Raw genomic sequence first — 18,091 nt, 5'->3', positions numbered from 1 at the left:
AAACCAAGGAGCCAGACCATGAGTGACCTGAAAGCGAAATTCGATGACGCAGTAAACTACATCCAGTCCGCCGAAGGCGACTTCAAACCCTCCAACGAACTGAAGCTGGAGTTCTACGCCCTGTACAAGCAAGCCACCGAAGGCGATGTTTCCGGCAAGCGCCCGGGCATGATGGACTTTGTCGGCCGCGCCAAGTACGACGCCTGGGAAAAGGTCAAAGGCACCTCCAGCGACGAAGCCATGCAGAAGTATATCGACAAGCTGGAAGCCCTGAAGTAACCGAGGCGAGCCCTGGGCCCGGAGCCCCCTGCTCCGGGCAGACAGCCCCTCGCCCGGTGGCTGCAGGTCTTTTTTGCACCATTCAAACGTTTGTCATATGATGCGCGCACCATAACAACAACAAGCTTTCCGGAAGAGTGCGTAACATGAATATTACCCAGGCGCTGGAGCAGTCACGGCCCGGCATGGTCGACGAAGTTCAGGCGGCCATTCGCAAACACCAGCTCAATCAACGTGCCGAACAAACCTACCTGCACTGGATCAGCCGCTTTGTGCTGTTTCACGATCTGACCGACCCCGACAACCTTGCCGAAGAAGAGCAAAGGCAGTTTCTGGCGTATCTGAGTGACAAGATGCAGCTATCCCGGGCCCGCCTGAACCAGGCTACCCAGGCACTGACATTTTTCTACCGGGATGTGCTGGGCAAACCGGTGGCGCTGGAATCGGCGGCCTGAAGGCTACCGGCGCTCGGTCATGTTGAGATTGAAGGTATCGTAGGTGCGGTTCTCCGGTGGCCGGATCACATAGTTGTTGCTGTGGGTCTGGCCGGGAATCACCTTCGGATTGCTGAAACGGATATCCACGGGAATTTCCGAGCGGCCCAGGTCAGTGCGGTCGTCCCTGGGCTGAAACGCCAGCGGGTCCAGGTAGAAGTCATCATCTTTTCCGGCCTGCACCGGCACACCGGCTGCCGGCGCCTCCAGGCCACCCTCGATCACCGTGTTCGCCAGGGCTTCCTCTCCGATGGCCCGGAACGGGATGGTTTCAATGGTTGAACGCTGCTCAGGTTCGAAAGCAGACTCCGCACTCTGCGCCTGCACCACAGCCGGCACCAGCACCGTAATAGCCAGCACCATACCCGCCATAAGGGGCGGCCTTAGCCACGGTTGCTCTGTGCTCTGTCTGTTGCTGCTCATGGTATCTTCCTGAATCCTGGCTATCCGGTGCGGCACATCACTAATAACGCCCTGCGCACACTTAGTCTGTTCAGTTTATCGCCAACCCCGGGAGTTTTCCGGCAAGACTGGTCAAAGTGTGACCACCTTCACGTGTCCCTGCAGGCCATTCAGCAGTTGACCCGGATCCGCCCCGGCGATATGAATGGGCAAACTCTTTCACCTGACCTTTGAAGGCCTTATGGATACCAACGTTATTACCCCGGAAGGCTATGCCGAATTGCAGCAGGAACTGGACGAGCTGTGGCGCAAGGAACGCCCGGAAGTGACCAGGAAGGTACAGTGGGCGGCCAGCCTGGGCGATCGTTCAGAGAACGCGGATTACCAGTACAACAAGAAGCGATTGCGCGAAATCGACCGGCGGGTGCGATTCCTGAGAAACCGGCTGTCGAAACTGCGGGTGGTGGAGTACAGCCCGGTGCAGGAAGGCAAGGCCTTCTTTGGCGCCTGGGTAACCCTGGCGGACGAAGACGACAACGAACTCACCTTCCGGATTGTCGGGCCGGACGAGATCTACGGCAAAAACAACTACGTCTCGGTGCATGCGCCGGTGGTCAAAGCCTGCCTCGGCAAAAGCGAAGGCGACGAAATCATGGTGAGAACCCCGGAGTCGACCAAGCTGTGGGAAATCGATCGAATCTGTTACCAGCAGCCATAAAAAAACCCCGCGGGTAACGGGGTTAAGGCTAGCGCTGTGCTGGAGGGGGAGGCAGGCAACGGGTCACCCGCCTCCGCATCTACAGTACCCATTATCCTCACCTCTCATTACCTGCCTGTGGCCACGGAATTACCTTTTGGCAAGACATCACGCCCTTGGCTCCGGCCGGAAATTAGGTTGAACACTCTAGCGCCCGCCATTAGTTTGCAGGTAATTGACCCGATTTCCCTGTTAACGGAGACACACCGATGAACACCAAGAAGCTGCTGAACCTGGCACTGGAAGGCATTGATACCCTGGGCTTCCGCCTGGACGACATGGGCATTACCAGCAAACTCAACCGGCACAATATTGCCGCCTTTGTGATGGCAGAACAAAAACACCTGGAAGGGGAATGGGACAGCCTGCAGGCCAGGGTTGACCGTCGTCGCGCCCAGTTTGACCAGCTGGCACAGGCCGTCGAAAGCCGGGCCGACATCGTCATCGGACCGGTACTCAACCGGGTAAACCGGTTCCGCGCCAGCCAGTAAGCAGTCAGGCCTTGCCGGGTTCCGCCGCTGACGCTCGTTCATCAGCGGAATCCGCTGCAGGCTCCACCGTGGTGGCCTTGATCCGCTTTCGGACGCCGGTGAAGGCCGGCATGCGCACACTGACCGTAAGCCCCGGCGGCTCCTCGCCCGGATGGGTGTCGCTGAGCAGGATCTGGCCCTGGTGAATCTCGGCCACCGCACTGACCAGGCTCAGCCCCAAACCATTACCCGGCAATGACCGGCTCTTGCCGACCCGGTAAAAACGCTGGAACACCTGGTCTTTCTCGTCGTCCGGAATGCCGATACCGGAATCCCGCACTTCAAACACCGCCGCAGCACCTTCCCGGCGGACCGCCACCACGATACCACCATGCTCGGGGGTGTACTTGATGGCGTTATCAATCAGGTTGCTGACCATCTGGAACAACAGGTCGCGATCACCTTCAATCATCACCCCGGAGGCCATCTCCTGGGTAAAGGTCTGCTCCTTGTCTTCCGCCAGGGCTTCGTAAAGCTCGCAGGCATCACTGACCAGCTCATCCAGCGACACCACCTTCATATCGGCGGAATTGCCCCGGGTTTCCAGCCGGGCAATCCGCAGCAGGGCGTTGAAAGTCGCCAGCAGTTGATCGGCTTCCGCAACCGCCCGGCCTACCTGTTCGCGGGCCTCGTCGTTATCGACGGCAATCAGGGTGTTTTCCAGCTGGGTACGCAGGCGGGTCAGCGGGGTGCGAAGGTCGTGGGCGATGCTGTCCGATACATGCCGGATACCTTCCATCAGGTACACAATCCGGTCGAGCATCTGGTTCAGGTTTTCGGCCAGCTGGTCAAAGTCGTCTTCGGTACCCCGGGTGGGTATCCGCAACGACAGGTGCCCGTTCATGATCCGTCGCGAGGTGTTGTTGATTACTTCGATGCGCCGCGTGGTACTTCGGCTCATCAGAAAACCACCCAGCAGGGCCAGGGCGAGCGTGATGCCCATGCCCCAGTTGATGGCGGTCTCGATCACCCGCTTCAGGCTGGTCAGCTCATCCACATCCCGGCCGACCAGCAGGCGCAGGCCACCCTGGACATCAAAGATACGGGCCCGGGCCAGGCGTTCCGGCCCCTGCCAGCCCACGGTCGGGTTCAGGGTAAAGTTGATCCAGCCACTGTCGGAAGAACGACTGCCTTCCGGCCAGGTTTCAATATTTCCGGCCAGTTTCAGGAAGTCATCGGTGGTCAGCAGGTAGATGGACTTGGCGTTCGGATCCCGGGCGACACGCTCACGGATGATGGTAATCAGCCCGTTCACGCCACGCCCGCGATACTGTTCCGCCAGACCGGCGATTTCTGCCTCGATGGTCTCGTCGGTCTGGGCAGTCATAAAGCCGGCGGTGCGCCAGTAGATGAATGCCAGGAGCAGGAATACAGAGGTGGCAAACACCACCATATAAAGCAGTGCCAGTTGGAACGATGACGTTCTGAGCTGACTAAGCAGTTTCACGCAGCATGTATCCCGCACCCCGAACTGTCTGCAGCAAGGGTGTGTCGAATTCCTTGTCGATCTTGGCGCGCAGACGGCTGATGTGCACGTCGATTACGTTGGTCTGGGGGTCAAAGTGATAGTCCCAGACTTTTTCCAGCAACATGGTCCGGGTAACCACCTGGCCCGCGTTGCGCATCAGATATTCCAGCAAGCGGAATTCCCGGGGCTGGACATCGATATTATGGCCGGCGCGCTTCACGGTTCGGGCCAGCAGGTCCATTTCCAGGTCTGCTACCTTCAGTACAGTTTCGGTTTCAGCCGCCTGCCGGTTACGGCGGATCAGCGACTCGATCCGGGCCAGCAACTCGGTGAACGAGAACGGCTTGGTAAGGTAATCATCGCCCCCGCCACGCAGGCCTTCCACCCGGTCATCCACATCACCCAGGGCACTGAGAATCAGCACAGGGGTCTGGTTGCCGGTGGCCCGCACGGTTTTGATGATGGATAGCCCATCCATGCCCGGCAGCATGCGGTCGACAATCATGATGTCGTATTCTTCACTGGCCGCCATCATCATGCCTTCCTTGCCGTCGGCCGCATGATCCACCACGAAGTCAGACTCCTTCAGCCCCTTCACCAGGTAACTTGCTACATCCTGATCGTCTTCGATTACCAGCGCTTTCACCGGTGACTCCTCCTGATAGCGGATTTGGTTGCTTACAAGGTTACGAATAACACCGGAACCCGGCCAGTTACGATCTTGTAAGAGGGTGTCGCCTATGACGACGGTCAACAACCGGGCCGGAACCAGCCCAGAGACGCCTCGGTTACAGCCGAAGGCCGATACTCGGCACTGACCCAGCCAGCGTAGCCCATCCTGTCGAGGGCAGCGAAAACATTCGAAAAGTTAATCTCGCCGGTACCGGGCTCGTTCCGTCCCGGATTATCGGCAAACTGAATATGGCCAATCCAGGGCAGCAGGCACTCCATGGAGCGAACCAGGTCTCCCTCCATGACCTGCATGTGGTAGATATCGTACTGCAGGCGCACGTTATCGGCATCCACCGCTTCAATCAGCTCCATCACCTTGCCGGTGGTATCCAGCAGAAAGCCGGGCATATCCACCCGGGAATTGATCGCCTCCAGGCACAGTGTCAGCCCCGCCTCGGCAAAGCGGTCCGCCGCATACTGAACATTTGCAACCAGCGTGCTCCAGGCCTCCTCCTCTGAAAGCTCCGCCGGCTTGAGCCCGGCCAGGCAATTGAGCCGGGTATTACCCAGCACCCTGGCATAGGCAATGCCCTGCTCCACCCCGGCCCGGAACTCCTCAACGCGATCCGGCAAACAGGCAATTCCCCGCTCCCCCGCCTGCCAGTCCCCCGGCGGCAGGTTGAACAGCACCTGGGTCAGCCCGCTAGCCTGCAACCGCTGCGCCAGCTCCTCCGCCGGCCACTCGTAGGGAAACAGGTACTCCACCGCCCTGAAACCCGAAGCTGCAGCACGCTCAAAACGCTCGAGAAACGGCACCTCGGTAAACAACATGGACAAATTCGCGGCAAAACGTGGCATCAGTGCCTCCTCAGTCCTTTGGCCCACGGCCCAGCGAGCCCAGCAAGGCCCCGTTCATATGCTCCAGCTCCAGCAACAAACCGCTGTGGTCCACATCGCTGTGGCCATTGGCCACCAGCGACAAATATTCGTTATGAGTCTGCTGCGCCAGCGGCAACGTCAGCCCCTCGGCCCGGGCCTCATCCAGGATCATACGCATATCCTTCAACTGAATCCGCGCCGGCGCCCCGGGGGCAAAGTCCCGGTCAATCATCCGTTGCCCGTGCAACTCCAGAATCCGGCTACCGGCAAAGCCACCCAGCAACGCCTCCCGCACCGCGGCAGGATCCGCGCCACCCTTAGCCGCCAGCAACAAGGCTTCAGACACCGCACCAATGGTAATCCCCACAATCGCCTGATTCGCCAGCTTCGCCAACTGCCCGGCCCCCACCGGCCCGATCCGGGTACACTTGCCCAACGCCCCGAACACCGGCAACGCCCGCTCAACATCCGCCTCCGACCCCCCGGCCATAATACTCAACCGAGCCTCCGCAGCCCCCACCGTACCCCCGGAAACCGGCGCATCCACAAACCCGGCCCCACGCTCGCCAACCAGCCCCGCCAACTCACGGGCCAGCGACGGCTGCACCGAACTCATATCAACCAGCAGCGCCCCCGCCTTCAACGCCCCGATCGCGCCCTGATGCACCAGGACATCCTCAACCACCTGCCCGTTCTCCAGCATAGTGATCACCACATCCGCGTCCGCCACCGCCTCAGCCGGCGTCGCCGCAATCGAGGCCTCGTTGGCAAAGGGCTCACACTTACTTGCGGTACGGTTCCACAACGTCATGGGGTAACCGGCATCCAGCAGGTTACGGGTCATCGGCGCGCCCATCAGGCCAATACCGAGAAAGGCAATTCGAAGGTTCTTTTGAGTCATCTTTGTTCTTCCTACACGCACGGAGATTGACGAAGCGCTTGGGAGGGCCTTTCCAAAAATTTGCGGAGCCATGGATGGCGGAGCAGAAGCGCCACAGGGATGTGCCGCAAGGAGCGGTTTTTGGAAAGGCCCTCCCAAGCGCTTCCGCCCCCAAGTCTCAGGTAACTGTCAGTGCACGGATTATACAAGCAAAAACGCCACCAACCGCGAACGGTGGTGGCGTTTTCAAACCCCAAGGGCAAATGATCAGCTTCAGGCAACCTCGGCCATCTGCAACTTGATCTTCTTCATCGCATTCTTCTCAAGCTGCCGAATCCGCTCCGCAGACACACCATACTTGTCCGCCAGCTCATGCAACGTCGACTTGCTCTCGGTCAGCCAGCGCTCGCGAAGAATATCCTGACTGCGCTCATCCAGGTTTTCCATCGCCTGCATCAACCGGCCGTTGGAGTCCTCTGACCAGTCAGCATTCTCCAGCTGCACCGCCGGATCACTGCGGCGATCTTCCAGATAATACGCCGGCGCCTGGTAGGCACTGTCTTCATCGTCATCCATCGGACCGTCGAACGCGGTATCCTGGGATGCCAGACGACCTTCCATCTCGCGCACCACCCTGGGCTCTACCCCCAGGTCCTTCGCGACCGCCTGAAGCTCATCGTGGTTCAGCCACGCCAGCTTCTTCTTCTGGCTGCGCAGATTGAAGAACAGCTTGCGCTGGGCCTTGGTGGTGGCCACCTTCACAATGCGCCAGTTGCGCAGAATGAACTCATGGATCTCTGCCTTGATCCAGTGCACCGCGAACGACACCAGCCGCACGCCATACTCCGGGTTGAAGCGCTTGACCGCCTTCATCAGGCCCACGTTACCTTCCTGGATCAGGTCAGCCTGAGCCAGGCCATAGCCTGAATAACTGCGGGCGATATGAATCACGAAGCGCAGGTGGGAGAGCACCAGATGACGGGCGGCTTCCACATCGCCATGGTAGTGAAGCCGTTCTGCCAGCTCTCGCTCCTCGTCCACTGAGAGAACCGGAATGCGACTCGCAGCCTGAATGTAAGACTCGAGATTCGCGCCCGGAACCAGTCTGTCAACCAGCTGTAAACTCGTACCCATGCAATAACCTCCGAACCTGACAGCCGTTAAATATAACAACTGAAACTTTGACCGCCAAGCACCTGATTAGTTCCCGAATTCCCCAGTAACACGTTAAAAATCATACATCTGGGGAATTCCTGAATGCCATTCCAGCGTCGATAACCGGTCACCAAGCTACGCTGGAACAAGCTGTATTTTCAATACGTTTTTCCCGTTATCCGGATCACCCTCCGGCAATATCGCCCGGCTCTATGTCATCCAGATGACGCTTCACTGCCACCCAGGCGCCAAGCCAGCCTAACACCATGGCTGTGATAATCAATGCCAGGGCACCATCAAAACCCGGGCCGTGAATCACAAACTCGCTCTGGTAAAGGCTCGCCAGCCGCTCGATGGGGCCGTTCAGCCACCATAGCGAAACCTGGATCAACACCCAGGCGACCACGCCGCCGCCCAGGCCGAACCAGGCGCCAGTATAAAGAAAGGGCCGGCGTACGAAGGCATCGGTGCCCCCCACCAGCTTGGCCACGAGGATTTCATCCCGGCGGTTCTCGATAGAAAGCCGCACCGTGTTACCGATCACCAGGATCACCGCCGCCCCCAGCAACAGCGCCAACGCCCAGACCGCCCTCGCCAGGATATCGGTAATGGCATTGAGCCGTTGCAGCCAGCCCAGATCTACCTGGACCCGCTCGACGGCATCCATACCTTCCATAAAGGTCACCAGGGCCTGCACGCCATCGGCAGAGCGGGCATTGTCTTCCGGCGTTACCAACAGGGTGTGGGGCAACGGGTTGTCGTCCAGGAAATCCAGGGCATCATCCAGCCCGGACGACACCCGGAATTCCGCCAGGGCCTGGTCCCGGTCTACCAGCTCTACCGACAACACCCGGCCATCACCGTCAATCTCGGAAGCCAGCTCCCGGGCCTGCTCCACCGGCACATCCAGTGACAGGTAGGCGGTAATCCGGGCACTGTTTTCCCAGCCGGCACTCACGCCCTGCAAACTACCCAGCAACAGCAACAGCGCCACCGGCAAAGCCAGGGCCACACCCATCACCATCCAGGTCATCATGCTGGCCACCGGGCTGCGCCACAGCCGCTGGGCGGAATCTTTCGCCACCTTGCGGTGATGGTCCAGATAACTCCGGGCCTGGTTCGAGGCCGGTGAGCGGCCGCGGTTGGCGCCCCTGCGCTTCTCAGGCTTCTGGCGTGAGTCAGTAACCACTTACACCTCCGGTCAGGGGTGCATCTGCGCCGACAATCATCCGGCCATGGTCCAGGGTCAGCCGGCGCTTGTTCATCTGGTCGATCAGGGCAATATCGTGGGTGGCAATCAGCACAGTAACACCCACCTGGCTGAACTCGGTGAACAGGTGCATGATGTCTGCCGACAGCTCCGGGTCCAGGTTACCGGTGGGCTCATCCGCCAGCAGCACCGGCGGCTTGTTCACCACGGCGCGGGCAATGCCCACCCGTTGCTGCTCACCGCCCGACAGCTGCATGGGGTTCATCTTTTCCTTGTTCAGCAGGCCCACCTTGTCCAGAGCCGCCCGCACCCGCCGGCCGATGTCATCCGGCGACGCCCCCATCACTTCCAGCGGCATGGCTACGTTGTCGAACACCGTACGATCAAACAGCAGCTGGTGGTTCTGGAACACCACGCCAATGTGTCGGCGAATGTAGGGAATCTGCCGCCGGGGCAGGCTGTTGAGCTTCTGGCCGCCCACGATCACCTCACCGGCGGTGGGACGCTCCATCACCATGATCAGCTTCAGCAAGGTACTCTTGCCGGCACCGGAGTGGCCGGTCAGAAAGGCCAGCTCGCCCCGGTCCAAGTGGAAATTCACCTGGCGCAGGGCGGTGTGGTCGCTGTCATAGCGCTTGGTTACCTGACGAAACTCGATCATCGGGGGCTTGGGCTCCGTGGCCGGTACTTCAGTCGTCGAACAGGGCGTCTACAAAGGTTTCTGCATCAAAGCTGCGCAGGTCTTCCGCCTGCTCGCCGACACCGATAAACCGGATAGGCAGCTGCAACTGGCGGGCAATGGCGAAAACGATACCACCCTTCGCCGTGCCGTCGAGCTTGGTCAGAGTAATGCCAGACACGCCCACCGCCTGCTGGAACACCTGGGCCTGGCTCAGGGCATTCTGGCCGGTGCCGGCATCCAGCACCAGCATCACTTCGTGGGGCGCGGAATCGTCCAGTTTTTTCATTACCCGGACCACCTTTTCCAGCTCGTGCATCAGGTTGTCCTTGTTCTGCAACCGGCCGGCAGTATCGGCGATCACGATATCGGTACCCCGGGACTGGGCAGACTGGATGGCATCGAAAATCACCGAGGCACTGTCGGCACCCGTGTGCTGGGCAATAACCGGAACATTGTTGCGCTCGCCCCATACCTGCAGCTGTTCCACAGCCGCGGCCCGGAAGGTGTCGCCAGCCGCCAGCATCACCGACTTACCTTCCGCCTGGAATTTCTTGGTGAGCTTGCCGATGGTGGTGGTCTTGCCAACACCGTTCACGCCCACCATCAGGATCACGTAGGGCTGTTTGCCGGTATCGATTTCCAGCGGCCTGGTCACATCCTTGAGCAGGCCGTGGAGCTCTTCCCTCAGGGCCTTGCGCAGGGCTACGCCGTCTTTCAGCTGGTTGCGTTCCAGCTTGTCGGTCAGGGATTCGATAATTTCCGACGTGGCCGTTACCCCCACGTCCGCCATCAGCAGGGTGGTTTCGATTTCCTCCAGCAGGTCTTCATCGATCTTCTTGCCAACGGTGAACAGGTCCGCCAGGCCGCCGGTCAGGCTGGCGCGGGTCTTGCCCAGGCCCTTCTTGATGCGCTCGAAGACACTGAGCTGAGGCTCTGGCTCTGGCTCTGGCTCTGGCTCTGGCTCTGGCTCTGGCTCTGGCTCTGGCTCTGGCTCTGGCTCTGGAGCAGGCTCGACGGCCGGAGCAGCTTCTTCTACCGGTGCCGGCTCGGCAGGCACTTCGGGCGGTGCCTCCGGTGCGGCCTCAGCCACGGGAGCTTCCGGCGCTTGCTCAGGCTGTACTTCCGGTTCAGGTGCTTGCTCCGGGGCAACCGGTGCCGGGCCCTTGGCCACCTCCGGCTTGCGCTGGGGCACCTTCTCCGGGCGCGGGGCGCGCTTGCGGTTGCCGGCGATATCCAGCACAAAGAACAGGACAAGAAAGGCCAGGAGGCCGATTGAAATCCACTCTGCCGTCATAGTCTTACCATCTGTCTGAAAATGGGCGGGCGAAAAGAAAGCCGGTATTCTAGCAGACTGCCGGCACTAAGTGATGGGGGCTCCGATTATCCCCTGCTGCGGGCTTTCCGGTAACATATCGGCCCGAACCTGATCACCGTTTCACCCACCGGAGCAGCTCCATGGCCAAGCGCAGACCACCTCAACGCAAACCCGCCCCGGGCGCCGCCAAGGCCGGCGGACAGGGCGAGTTGCGCATTATCGGTGGCGACTGGCGCAGCCGTAAGCTCCGCTTTCCGGATGCCGGCGGCGTGCGCCCCAGCCCGGCCCGAACCCGCGAAACCCTGTTCAACTGGCTGAATTTCCACCTGGCCGGCAGCGATTGCCTGGACCTGTTCGCCGGCTCTGGCGCGCTGGGCCTGGAAGCCTTGTCCCGGGGTGCCGCAAAGGCAACCCTGGTGGACCATACCCCGGCACTGGCTACAGCCCTGCGGGATAACCTGCGGCTGTTGAAATCCGAAAACGGCGAAGTGGTCTGCCAGGACGTGGAAGGTTACCTGCACAGCCCACACCGACCGCCGTTCGACATTATCTTCATGGACCCCCCCTTCCGGCAGGGCTGGCTGGCGCGACTGCTGCCACTGATCGCCGCCGGCCCCTGGGTGAAACCGGGTAGCTGGGTGTATGTCGAACACGAAAGTGAACTGACCGGGCTATCGGTACCCGAAAGCTGGCAGTTGCACCGCCAGAAAACCGCCGGCCAGGTAACCTATAACCTTTACCGGGTGGCACCGGAAGCCGACCAGGACTAACCGGTCAGCCACAAAAAAGCCGGGCGGGGGGAATCCCGTCCGGCTTTTTTTGCATCTGCGACCAATCAGGCCATCGGGCGCAGTGAATAGGCCCGCAGGTGCGCCGCAAACTCTTCCAGGTAACGGATACCGCTGGTTTCCGCTTCCTTGCACCAGTCCATCAGCGCCTGCAGCTTGTCCTGGGGCTTGAGGCCCCGCTGGCGCCACAGGGCCTGGAGCTCGTGGCTCTTGTCGTAGATCAGTTTGAGCATTTCATGGCGTTCGAGCACTGAATCCAGGGTTTCTTTCTCGCGGGGATGGATCAGCGACACCTCCCGGGACAGCAAGCGCTTGAGCTTGCGGTAGCGGGGGCGGATTTCGTCGTCCATCAGGGACTTCTGCTGGCGCAGTACCGGCTCCATCACCCGCTTGCGATACTGGCGCATGATATCGAACCGGCTGTTGGTAATGGCCTGCACGGTTTCCACATCCATTTCCTTCTTGCCCGGCACATAGTGGGCAATGGGCCGGTAGCCCTTGGGCTTGGCCAGGCCGAACAGCTGGAACAGGCGGATGTAACCCCAGCCAATGTCGATCTCATACCAGCGACGGGACAGCTTGGCGGAATTCGGATAGGTGTGGTGGTTGTTGTGCAGTTCTTCACCGCCAATCAGGATACCCCAAGGGGAGATATTGCGGGCGTTGTCGGCACACTCGAAGTTGCGGTAACCCATGTAGTGGCCGATACCGTTAACCACACCGGCGGCCCAGAGCGGAATCCACATCATCTGCACGGCCCAGATCCAGATACCGTTAACCCCGAACAGCAGCAGGTTGATGACGGCCAGCAGGGCAATACCACCCATTTTATAGGGGGTGTAGACCTTGCGTTCGATCCAGTCTTCCGGGGTACGCTGGCCGTAACGCTCCAGGTTTTCCGGGGTTGCCGACTGGGCGTAGAGCTCCGCACCTTCAAACAGAACCTTGCGAATACCCAGAACCACCGGGCTGTGAGGGTCTTCCTCGGTCTCGCACTTGGCGTGGTGCTTGCGATGGATAGCAGTCCATTCCTTGGTATTCTGGGCCGTGGTCAGCCACAACCAGAAACGGAAAAAATGCTTGAGCACCGGATGCAGGTCCAGCGCATTGTGGGCCGAGTGGCGGTGCAGATACAGGGTTACACTGACGATGGTGATGTGCGTCATCACCAGGGTAACAGCGATCAGCTGCCACGCGGAGAGGTCCAGGAGACCGTTAAACCACATAAAATATCCTCAAAAATCAATCAACTTCGACAAGGCGATACTGCGGAGGTTTTCGCTGGTACTCGAAGGGGAAGTTACCTCGTCACTTTAGCGTACACTTGTACGCAACAACAACCGGGTTTGGCGCCATTTTTGTTACTGATTACACTTGGCGGCCGAGAAACCTGTTATCCGCGGAGGCTCCGTGCCTGAGTTACCGGAAGTTGAAACCACCCGCCAGGGCATTGCACCCCATTGTGAAGGCCAGACTGTGACCGGGGTATTAATCCGCAACCCCAGCCTGCGCTGGCCCGTACCGGATGACCTGCCCGAGAAACTGCTGAACCAGGTTATCCGGGCAGTGGACCGCCGGGCCAAGTACCTGTTCCTGCACCTGGATGCCGGCACCGTGATTGTCCACCTGGGTATGTCCGGCAGCCTGCGGGTGATTACCGACGACAGCCCCGCCGCCACCCACGACCATGTGGAGATTGCCCTGGGCAACGGCCGCACCCTGCGCTTCAACGACCCCCGCCGCTTCGGCTGCTGGCTCTGGGCCGATGACTGCTCCGAACACCCGCTGATCCGGGACCTGGGGCCGGAGCCCCTGTCAGATACATTCAACGGGCCCTGGTTGTTCCGGCTGTCCCGGGGCAAGCAAGCGCCCATCAAGTCTTTCATTATGGACAACCACATTGTGGTCGGCGTGGGCAACATCTACGCCAATGAAGCCCTGTTCAAAGCCGGCATCCACCCGAAACGGAAAGCCGGCCGCATTTCCCTGGACCGTTACCACAAACTGGCTGAAGCCATTCGCGAAACCCTGAGCGCAGCCATTCTGATGGGCGGCACCACCCTGCGCGACTTCGTGAACAGCGACGGCAAACCCGGTTACTTTGCGCAGTCCCTGCTGGTGTACGGTCGCGGCGGCAACCCCTGCCCCGAATGTGCCACCACCCTGAAAGAGATCCGCATGAACAACCGCAGCACCGTCTATTGCCCCCGCTGCCAGCGCTAGCCAACCGCCAGAGTTGCCAACCGGATATCGAAAAATCGTTTGAAATTGGGGCAATATGATTCATAGTTAACAGAGTATTAACAGGAGAGAATAACGATGACCCGCAAGATTTCCCGCACCCTGATGGCCACGGTTGCAGCCTGTCTGCTCGCTTTTTCTTCTCTGGGCCATGCCAGGGCGATTGACGAAAGCCCGTCGGCGCTGGCCATGACCACCGACGCCGTGCTTCTGCGCCCGGTTCTGCTGGCCACCACCATTGTGGGCAGCGCGGTGTATCTGGTGTCTCTGCCGTTCTCTGCCCTGGGCGGTAATGCCGGTGAAGCTGGCGAAGTACTGGTTGTCGGCCCGGCCAAGGCTACCTTTGTAAGGTGCCTGGGTTGTTCCCGCAGTGGCCGCAAGGCGGAAACCGTGGAGCAGTCCGAAGACTGATCCCGGGCATTCGTCCGTAGAATCCCGGCTTGCCAGAGGCCGGAAACTGAGGCAGCCTGAAGCAAATTCTTCAGGCTGTTTTTGTTTATGGTGGATTGGTCAACCCTCGATACCGTGTTCCTGGATATGGACGGAACACTGCTGGATCTGCACTTCGACTCGCACTTCTGGCTCGAACACCTGCCCCGGCGCTATGCCGAACAATACGACCTGCACCCGCAACAGGCCAAAGACCAGCTGCTGGCCATGATCATGGCCGAGCGGGGTTCCCTGAACTGGTATTGCACCGACTACTGGAGCGAACGGCTGTCGGTTGATATCAACCAGCTGAAAGCGGAGGTCAGTGACCGCATCGGCTACCGTCCCCACGTGCCGGACTTTCTCGCCTCCCTGCGCAAAGCCGGCCTACACTCGGTGATCGTTACCAACTGCCACCCGGATCCCCTGGCACTGAAACTCAGCCGTACCGGACTGGACCGCCACGTGGATGCCATCGTATCCAGCCATGAACTGGGCAAGCCCAAGGAAGACCGGGCGTTCTGGAGCGACCTGGCCAGGCGGATTCCCTACCGCCAGGAGCGCACCCTGATGGTGGACGACAGCTTCCCGGTACTGGAAAGTGCCCGGGATGCCGGTATCGGCCAGTGCCTCGCGATCCTGGCACCGGACAGCACCCAGGCCCCGGCGACCGGGCACCCGGAAATACCGGGCATTCGTCACTTCGACGAGGTCCTGCCAACGCTGCAAGCCCGCCCGCCACTGCCATCGCAATGACAGGCCGGTTATAATCCGCACAGTCATCCATAGGCCAGGACAACCTGGCCTGCCAGGTGGGGAGATATGGCAGCAACAAACACCGACGACCCGAAAGTAAGGCTCGACAAGTGGCTCTGGGCCGCGCGCTTCTACAAAACCCGCGCGCTGGCAAAAGAAGCCATTGAGGGCGGCAAGGTGCACTACAACAGCCAGCGCACCAAGCCCGGCAAGATCGTGGAAACCGGCGCCAGGGTCTCCCTGCGTCTGGGCTGGCAGGAAAAAATTGTGGTGGTGGACGACATCAGTGACCGGCGCCGGGGCGCACCGGAAGCGCAGAAGCTGTACCACGAAACCGACGACAGCGTAAAAAAGCGCGAAGACCTGGCCTGGCAGCGCAAGACCATGCAGGCTGCCCAGCTGCCGCCGGCCCGGCGCCCGAGCAAGAAAGACCGCCGGGATATCCAGCGTTTCCGGGACCAGAACGGCCTTTAGAACCGGCTCGCCCAGCCTGGTTTCAGGCACTGCACCGCAACTTACATCCTTACAGGCATCACCAGTGAATCAACAGACAGTTTCAGGAGACACCATGGCTTCCCAGGATCAGTTCCAACGTTTTATCTTCGAGCACAGCCAGGTGCGGGGAGCCTGGGTACAACTGGGCGACAGCTTCCGTGAAATCATCAACCAGGCTCCCTACCCGGATTCCGTACGCCAGCTGCTGGGCGAATCCCTGGTAGCCAGCGTACTGATGAGCAGCACCCTGAAGTTCGAGGGCACCCTGTCACTGCAGGCAGCCGGTGAAGGCGCCCTGCGCACCCTGATGGCCGAATGCAGCCACGACCGCAAGATCCGCGGCCTGGCCCGCTTTGACGAACAGGCCATGAGCGGCGAGACCCTGCACGAGCTGCTGGGCCAGAGCCGGATGGCGATTACCATTACCCCGGAAAAGGGCCAGCGCTACCAGGGCGTGGTGCCACGGGAAGCAGACAACCTGGCCGGCTGCCTGGAAGAATACTTCGAGCGCTCCGAGCAGATTGCCACCAGCCTGTTCCTGTTTGCCGATGGCGATACCGCTGCCGGCCTGCTACTGCAGCGCCTTCCCGGCCACACCGAGGAAGACGATGACCTGTGGAACCGGGTAAACCACCTGGCGCGTACCGTAGAAGCGGAAGAGCTGCTGAAACTGGACAGTGAAACCCTGCTGCACCGCCTGTTCCACGAGGAAACCGTGCGCCTGTACGAGCCGGAGCCGGTGGAATTCCGTTGCAGTTGTTCCCGCGAACGTACCCTGGCGGCGCTCGAATCGATCGGCAAGGAAGAGTGCTACAGCATTCTGGACGAACAGGGCAGCATCGACATGGACTGCCAGTTCTGTCACGCAAACTATCGCTTCAATAGAAATGACATTGATCACCTTTTCACCGGTCATACGCTACACTGACTGCTCTTTAACATTGCCCGAAAGCCGCCAGTGGCGCGGTTTTCAGGGCAGTCGTTTTTTATCGGCGTCTCTGGCATAATAGCGCGCCTGAATTGACCCGATTGTTCAGAATTCCGCCAGTGTTCGGGGGCAAGGACTGGGCAATCACGAAGACATCCCGAGGGCGAGGTCGAAGTGAGCAACACTTATAGTGATCTGAGTACAGCAAGACTGGTTGAAGTAGCACTGGCACGGCAGGAAGGCCAGCTTGCGGCAAACGGTTCCCTGGTGGTTACCACCGGCGAGCGCACCGGCCGGTCTCCCATGGACCGTTTTATCGTTGAGGAGCCCAGCACCTCAGACGACATCCACTGGGGCCCGATCAACCGCCCGTTCGACGCCGACAAGTTCGACGCCCTGTGGGACCGTGTTGAAGCCTACATCGCTGAAAAAGACCAGTTTGTCTCTCACGTACACGTTGGCTCTGACCCCGAGCACTACCTGCCGGTGAAAATGACCACCGAAACCGCCTGGCAGAACCTGTTCGGCCGTAACCTGTTCATCCGCCCGGACGCCTACAACCCGGCCGACAAGCAGGAATGGCAGATCCTCAACGCCGCCAACTTCGAGTGCGTGCCCGAGCGTGACGGCACCAACTCCAACGGCTGCGTTATCCTCAACTTTGCCAAGCGCAAGGTCCTGCTGGCCGGTATGCACTACGCCGGTGAGATGAAGAAAGCCATGTTCTCTGTGCAGAACTTCCTGCTGCCGGAGAAAGACGTACTGCCGATGCACTGCTCCGCCAACGTGAGCGAAACCGGCGAAACCTGCCTGTTCTTCGGCCTGTCCGGCACCGGCAAGACCACCCTGTCTGCCGATCCGCACCGCTACCTGATCGGTGATGACGAGCACGGCTGGGGCCCCGGCACTGTCTTCAACATCGAAGGCGGTTGCTACGCCAAGTGCATCGACCTGAGCCAGAAGAACGAGCCGATCATCTGGGACGCCATCCGTTTCGGCGCCATCGTCGAGAACGTGATGATCGACCCGGAAACCCGCGAGCCGGATTACACCGACGTCTCCCTGACCGAAAACTCCCGCTGTGCCTACCCGCTGGAGCACGTCGAGAAGCGCGTGATCGAGAACCGTGCCGGTGAGCCGTCGCACATCATCTTCCTGACCTGCGACATGACCGGCGTTCTGCCTCCGGTATCGGTACTGAGCCGCGAAGCCGCTGCGTACCACTTCCTGAGTGGTTACACCGCGCTGGTGGGCTCCACCGAAATGGGCTCTTCCTCCAAGCTCAAGTCCACCTTCTCTACCTGCTTCGGCGCACCCTTCTTCCCGCGCCCGGCCGGCGTTTACGCCGAGCTGCTGATGAAGCGTATTGACGAGTTCGGCAGCAAGGTATTCCTGGTCAACACCGGCTGGACCGGCGGTCCTTACGGTGAAGGCAAGCGCTTCAGCATCCCGACCACCCGTGCCATCATCGCTGCCATCCAGAACGGCGACCTGGACGACGTGGAAACCGAGCACCTGGACGACCTGAACCTGGACGTGCCCAGGCACATCCCGGGTGTCGAGACCGAACTGCTGAACCCGCGCAATACCTGGACCAGCCCGGAGTACTACGACGGCAAGGCCCAGGAGCTGATTGGCCAGTTCGTAGAGAACTTCAAGAAGTTCGACGTGGCAGACACCATCGTCGAAGCCGGCCCGAAACTCGCCTGAGTGTCACCGGCCTGAAAAAAA

General features: G+C 60.3%; 21 protein-coding genes. 11 read left to right on the top strand and 10 right to left on the bottom strand.

Annotation, left to right across the window (positions count from 1 at the left end):
* Positions 1 to 18 precede the first annotated feature (18 nt).
* Positions 19 to 279: an acyl-CoA-binding protein gene (locus LWH94_RS08270; protein WP_022988595.1), complete on the top strand. Its 261-nt coding sequence runs from the start codon at positions 19 to 21 to the stop codon at positions 277 to 279.
* 146 nt (positions 280 to 425) lie between these two features.
* The gene (locus tag LWH94_RS08265; RefSeq protein ID WP_022988596.1) at positions 426 to 734 is read left to right on the top strand and encodes a site-specific integrase; all 309 of its coding nucleotides are present in this window, start codon (positions 426 to 428) and stop codon (positions 732 to 734) included.
* Between the two features lie 3 nt (positions 735 to 737).
* Here the strand turns inward: LWH94_RS08265 and LWH94_RS08260 are convergent, their stop codons facing one another.
* Positions 738 to 1,196: a hypothetical protein gene (locus LWH94_RS08260; protein ID WP_232901845.1), complete on the bottom strand. Its 459-nt coding sequence runs from the start codon at positions 1,194 to 1,196 to the stop codon at positions 738 to 740.
* Positions 1,197 to 1,416: 220 nt separating this feature from the next.
* Between LWH94_RS08260 and greB the strand changes: the two genes are divergently transcribed.
* Positions 1,417 to 1,893, top strand: a complete 477-nt coding sequence (gene greB, locus LWH94_RS08255; RefSeq protein ID WP_232901862.1) for a transcription elongation factor GreB — start codon at positions 1,417 to 1,419, stop codon at positions 1,891 to 1,893.
* 248 nt (positions 1,894 to 2,141) lie between these two features.
* The gene (locus LWH94_RS08250; protein ID WP_022988599.1) at positions 2,142 to 2,423 is read left to right on the top strand and encodes a hypothetical protein; all 282 of its coding nucleotides are present in this window, start codon (positions 2,142 to 2,144) and stop codon (positions 2,421 to 2,423) included.
* Positions 2,424 to 2,427: 4 nt separating this feature from the next.
* Here LWH94_RS08250 and LWH94_RS08245 read toward each other — a convergent pair whose 3' ends face one another.
* The 8 genes from LWH94_RS08245 to ftsY all read right to left on the bottom strand — a co-directional run bounded on the left by LWH94_RS08245 (position 2,428) and on the right by ftsY (position 10,702).
* Positions 2,428 to 3,909, bottom strand: a complete 1,482-nt coding sequence (locus tag LWH94_RS08245; RefSeq protein ID WP_232901844.1) for a HAMP domain-containing sensor histidine kinase — start codon at positions 3,907 to 3,909, stop codon at positions 2,428 to 2,430.
* Positions 3,896 to 4,576 carry a winged helix-turn-helix domain-containing protein gene (locus tag LWH94_RS08240; RefSeq protein WP_022988601.1) on the bottom strand — a complete coding sequence of 227 codons (681 nt, stop codon included), beginning with the start codon at positions 4,574 to 4,576 and terminating at the stop codon, positions 3,896 to 3,898. The genes LWH94_RS08245 and LWH94_RS08240 overlap by 14 nt, the downstream gene beginning before the upstream one ends.
* A gap of 104 nt (positions 4,577 to 4,680) precedes the next feature.
* Positions 4,681 to 5,460: a hydroxypyruvate isomerase gene (gene hyi / locus LWH94_RS08235; RefSeq protein ID WP_232901843.1), complete on the bottom strand. Its 780-nt coding sequence runs from the start codon at positions 5,458 to 5,460 to the stop codon at positions 4,681 to 4,683.
* Between the two features lie 10 nt (positions 5,461 to 5,470).
* Complete coding sequence (locus tag LWH94_RS08230) at positions 5,471 to 6,382, bottom strand: NAD(P)-dependent oxidoreductase (protein WP_232901842.1); 912 nt, start codon at positions 6,380 to 6,382, stop codon at positions 5,471 to 5,473.
* Positions 6,383 to 6,634: 252 nt separating this feature from the next.
* On the bottom strand, positions 6,635 to 7,495 hold the full coding sequence (rpoH, locus tag LWH94_RS08225; RefSeq protein ID WP_058342077.1) for an RNA polymerase sigma factor RpoH: 861 nt from the start codon (positions 7,493 to 7,495) through the stop codon (positions 6,635 to 6,637).
* A gap of 205 nt (positions 7,496 to 7,700) precedes the next feature.
* Positions 7,701 to 8,705 carry a permease-like cell division protein FtsX gene (gene ftsX, locus LWH94_RS08220; RefSeq protein ID WP_232901841.1) on the bottom strand — a complete coding sequence of 335 codons (1,005 nt, stop codon included), beginning with the start codon at positions 8,703 to 8,705 and terminating at the stop codon, positions 7,701 to 7,703.
* The gene (gene ftsE / locus LWH94_RS08215) at positions 8,695 to 9,387 is read right to left on the bottom strand and encodes a cell division ATP-binding protein FtsE (RefSeq protein WP_094624851.1); all 693 of its coding nucleotides are present in this window, start codon (positions 9,385 to 9,387) and stop codon (positions 8,695 to 8,697) included. Before ftsE ends, ftsX begins: the two co-directional genes overlap by 11 nt.
* Before the next feature lie 28 nt (positions 9,388 to 9,415).
* Entirely contained in the window at positions 9,416 to 10,702 is a 1,287-nt protein-coding gene (ftsY, locus tag LWH94_RS08210; RefSeq protein WP_232901840.1) for a signal recognition particle-docking protein FtsY, read from the bottom strand.
* 161 nt (positions 10,703 to 10,863) lie between these two features.
* Between ftsY and rsmD the strand changes: the two genes are divergently transcribed.
* Positions 10,864 to 11,493 (top strand): 16S rRNA (guanine(966)-N(2))-methyltransferase RsmD, encoded by a 630-nt coding sequence (gene rsmD, locus LWH94_RS08205; RefSeq protein ID WP_232901839.1) that lies wholly within the window; start codon positions 10,864 to 10,866, stop codon positions 11,491 to 11,493.
* Between the two features lie 65 nt (positions 11,494 to 11,558).
* Here rsmD and LWH94_RS08200 read toward each other — a convergent pair whose 3' ends face one another.
* Positions 11,559 to 12,737 (bottom strand): DesA family fatty acid desaturase, encoded by a 1,179-nt coding sequence (locus LWH94_RS08200; RefSeq protein WP_058342081.1) that lies wholly within the window; start codon positions 12,735 to 12,737, stop codon positions 11,559 to 11,561.
* A 184-nt stretch (positions 12,738 to 12,921) separates the two neighbouring features.
* On the opposite strand from LWH94_RS08200, the gene mutM reads away from it, so the two are divergent.
* From mutM to LWH94_RS08170, 6 genes are all read left to right on the top strand, one after another.
* Positions 12,922 to 13,734, top strand: coding sequence for a bifunctional DNA-formamidopyrimidine glycosylase/DNA-(apurinic or apyrimidinic site) lyase (mutM, locus tag LWH94_RS08195; protein ID WP_232901838.1), 813 nt, complete (start codon positions 12,922 to 12,924; stop codon positions 13,732 to 13,734).
* Between the two features lie 96 nt (positions 13,735 to 13,830).
* Positions 13,831 to 14,163 (top strand): hypothetical protein, encoded by a 333-nt coding sequence (locus LWH94_RS08190; RefSeq protein ID WP_022990392.1) that lies wholly within the window; start codon positions 13,831 to 13,833, stop codon positions 14,161 to 14,163.
* Positions 14,164 to 14,250: 87 nt separating this feature from the next.
* Positions 14,251 to 14,937 (top strand): GMP/IMP nucleotidase, encoded by a 687-nt coding sequence (gene yrfG, locus LWH94_RS08185; protein ID WP_232901837.1) that lies wholly within the window; start codon positions 14,251 to 14,253, stop codon positions 14,935 to 14,937.
* Between the two features lie 66 nt (positions 14,938 to 15,003).
* The gene (hslR, locus tag LWH94_RS08180) at positions 15,004 to 15,411 is read left to right on the top strand and encodes a ribosome-associated heat shock protein Hsp15 (RefSeq protein ID WP_058342084.1); all 408 of its coding nucleotides are present in this window, start codon (positions 15,004 to 15,006) and stop codon (positions 15,409 to 15,411) included.
* Positions 15,412 to 15,505: 94 nt separating this feature from the next.
* Entirely contained in the window at positions 15,506 to 16,360 is an 855-nt protein-coding gene (gene hslO, locus LWH94_RS08175) for an Hsp33 family molecular chaperone HslO (RefSeq protein ID WP_022990389.1), read from the top strand.
* A gap of 174 nt (positions 16,361 to 16,534) precedes the next feature.
* Positions 16,535 to 18,070, top strand: a complete 1,536-nt coding sequence (locus tag LWH94_RS08170; protein WP_232901836.1) for a phosphoenolpyruvate carboxykinase — start codon at positions 16,535 to 16,537, stop codon at positions 18,068 to 18,070.
* Positions 18,071 to 18,091 lie beyond the last annotated feature (21 nt).

It is taken from the genome of Marinobacter sp. G11, from assembly GCF_021282325.1.
In the GTDB taxonomy this organism is placed as follows: domain Bacteria; phylum Pseudomonadota; class Gammaproteobacteria; order Pseudomonadales; family Oleiphilaceae; genus Marinobacter; species Marinobacter vinifirmus.
This window is presented reverse-complemented; position numbering and strand designations above follow the sequence as displayed.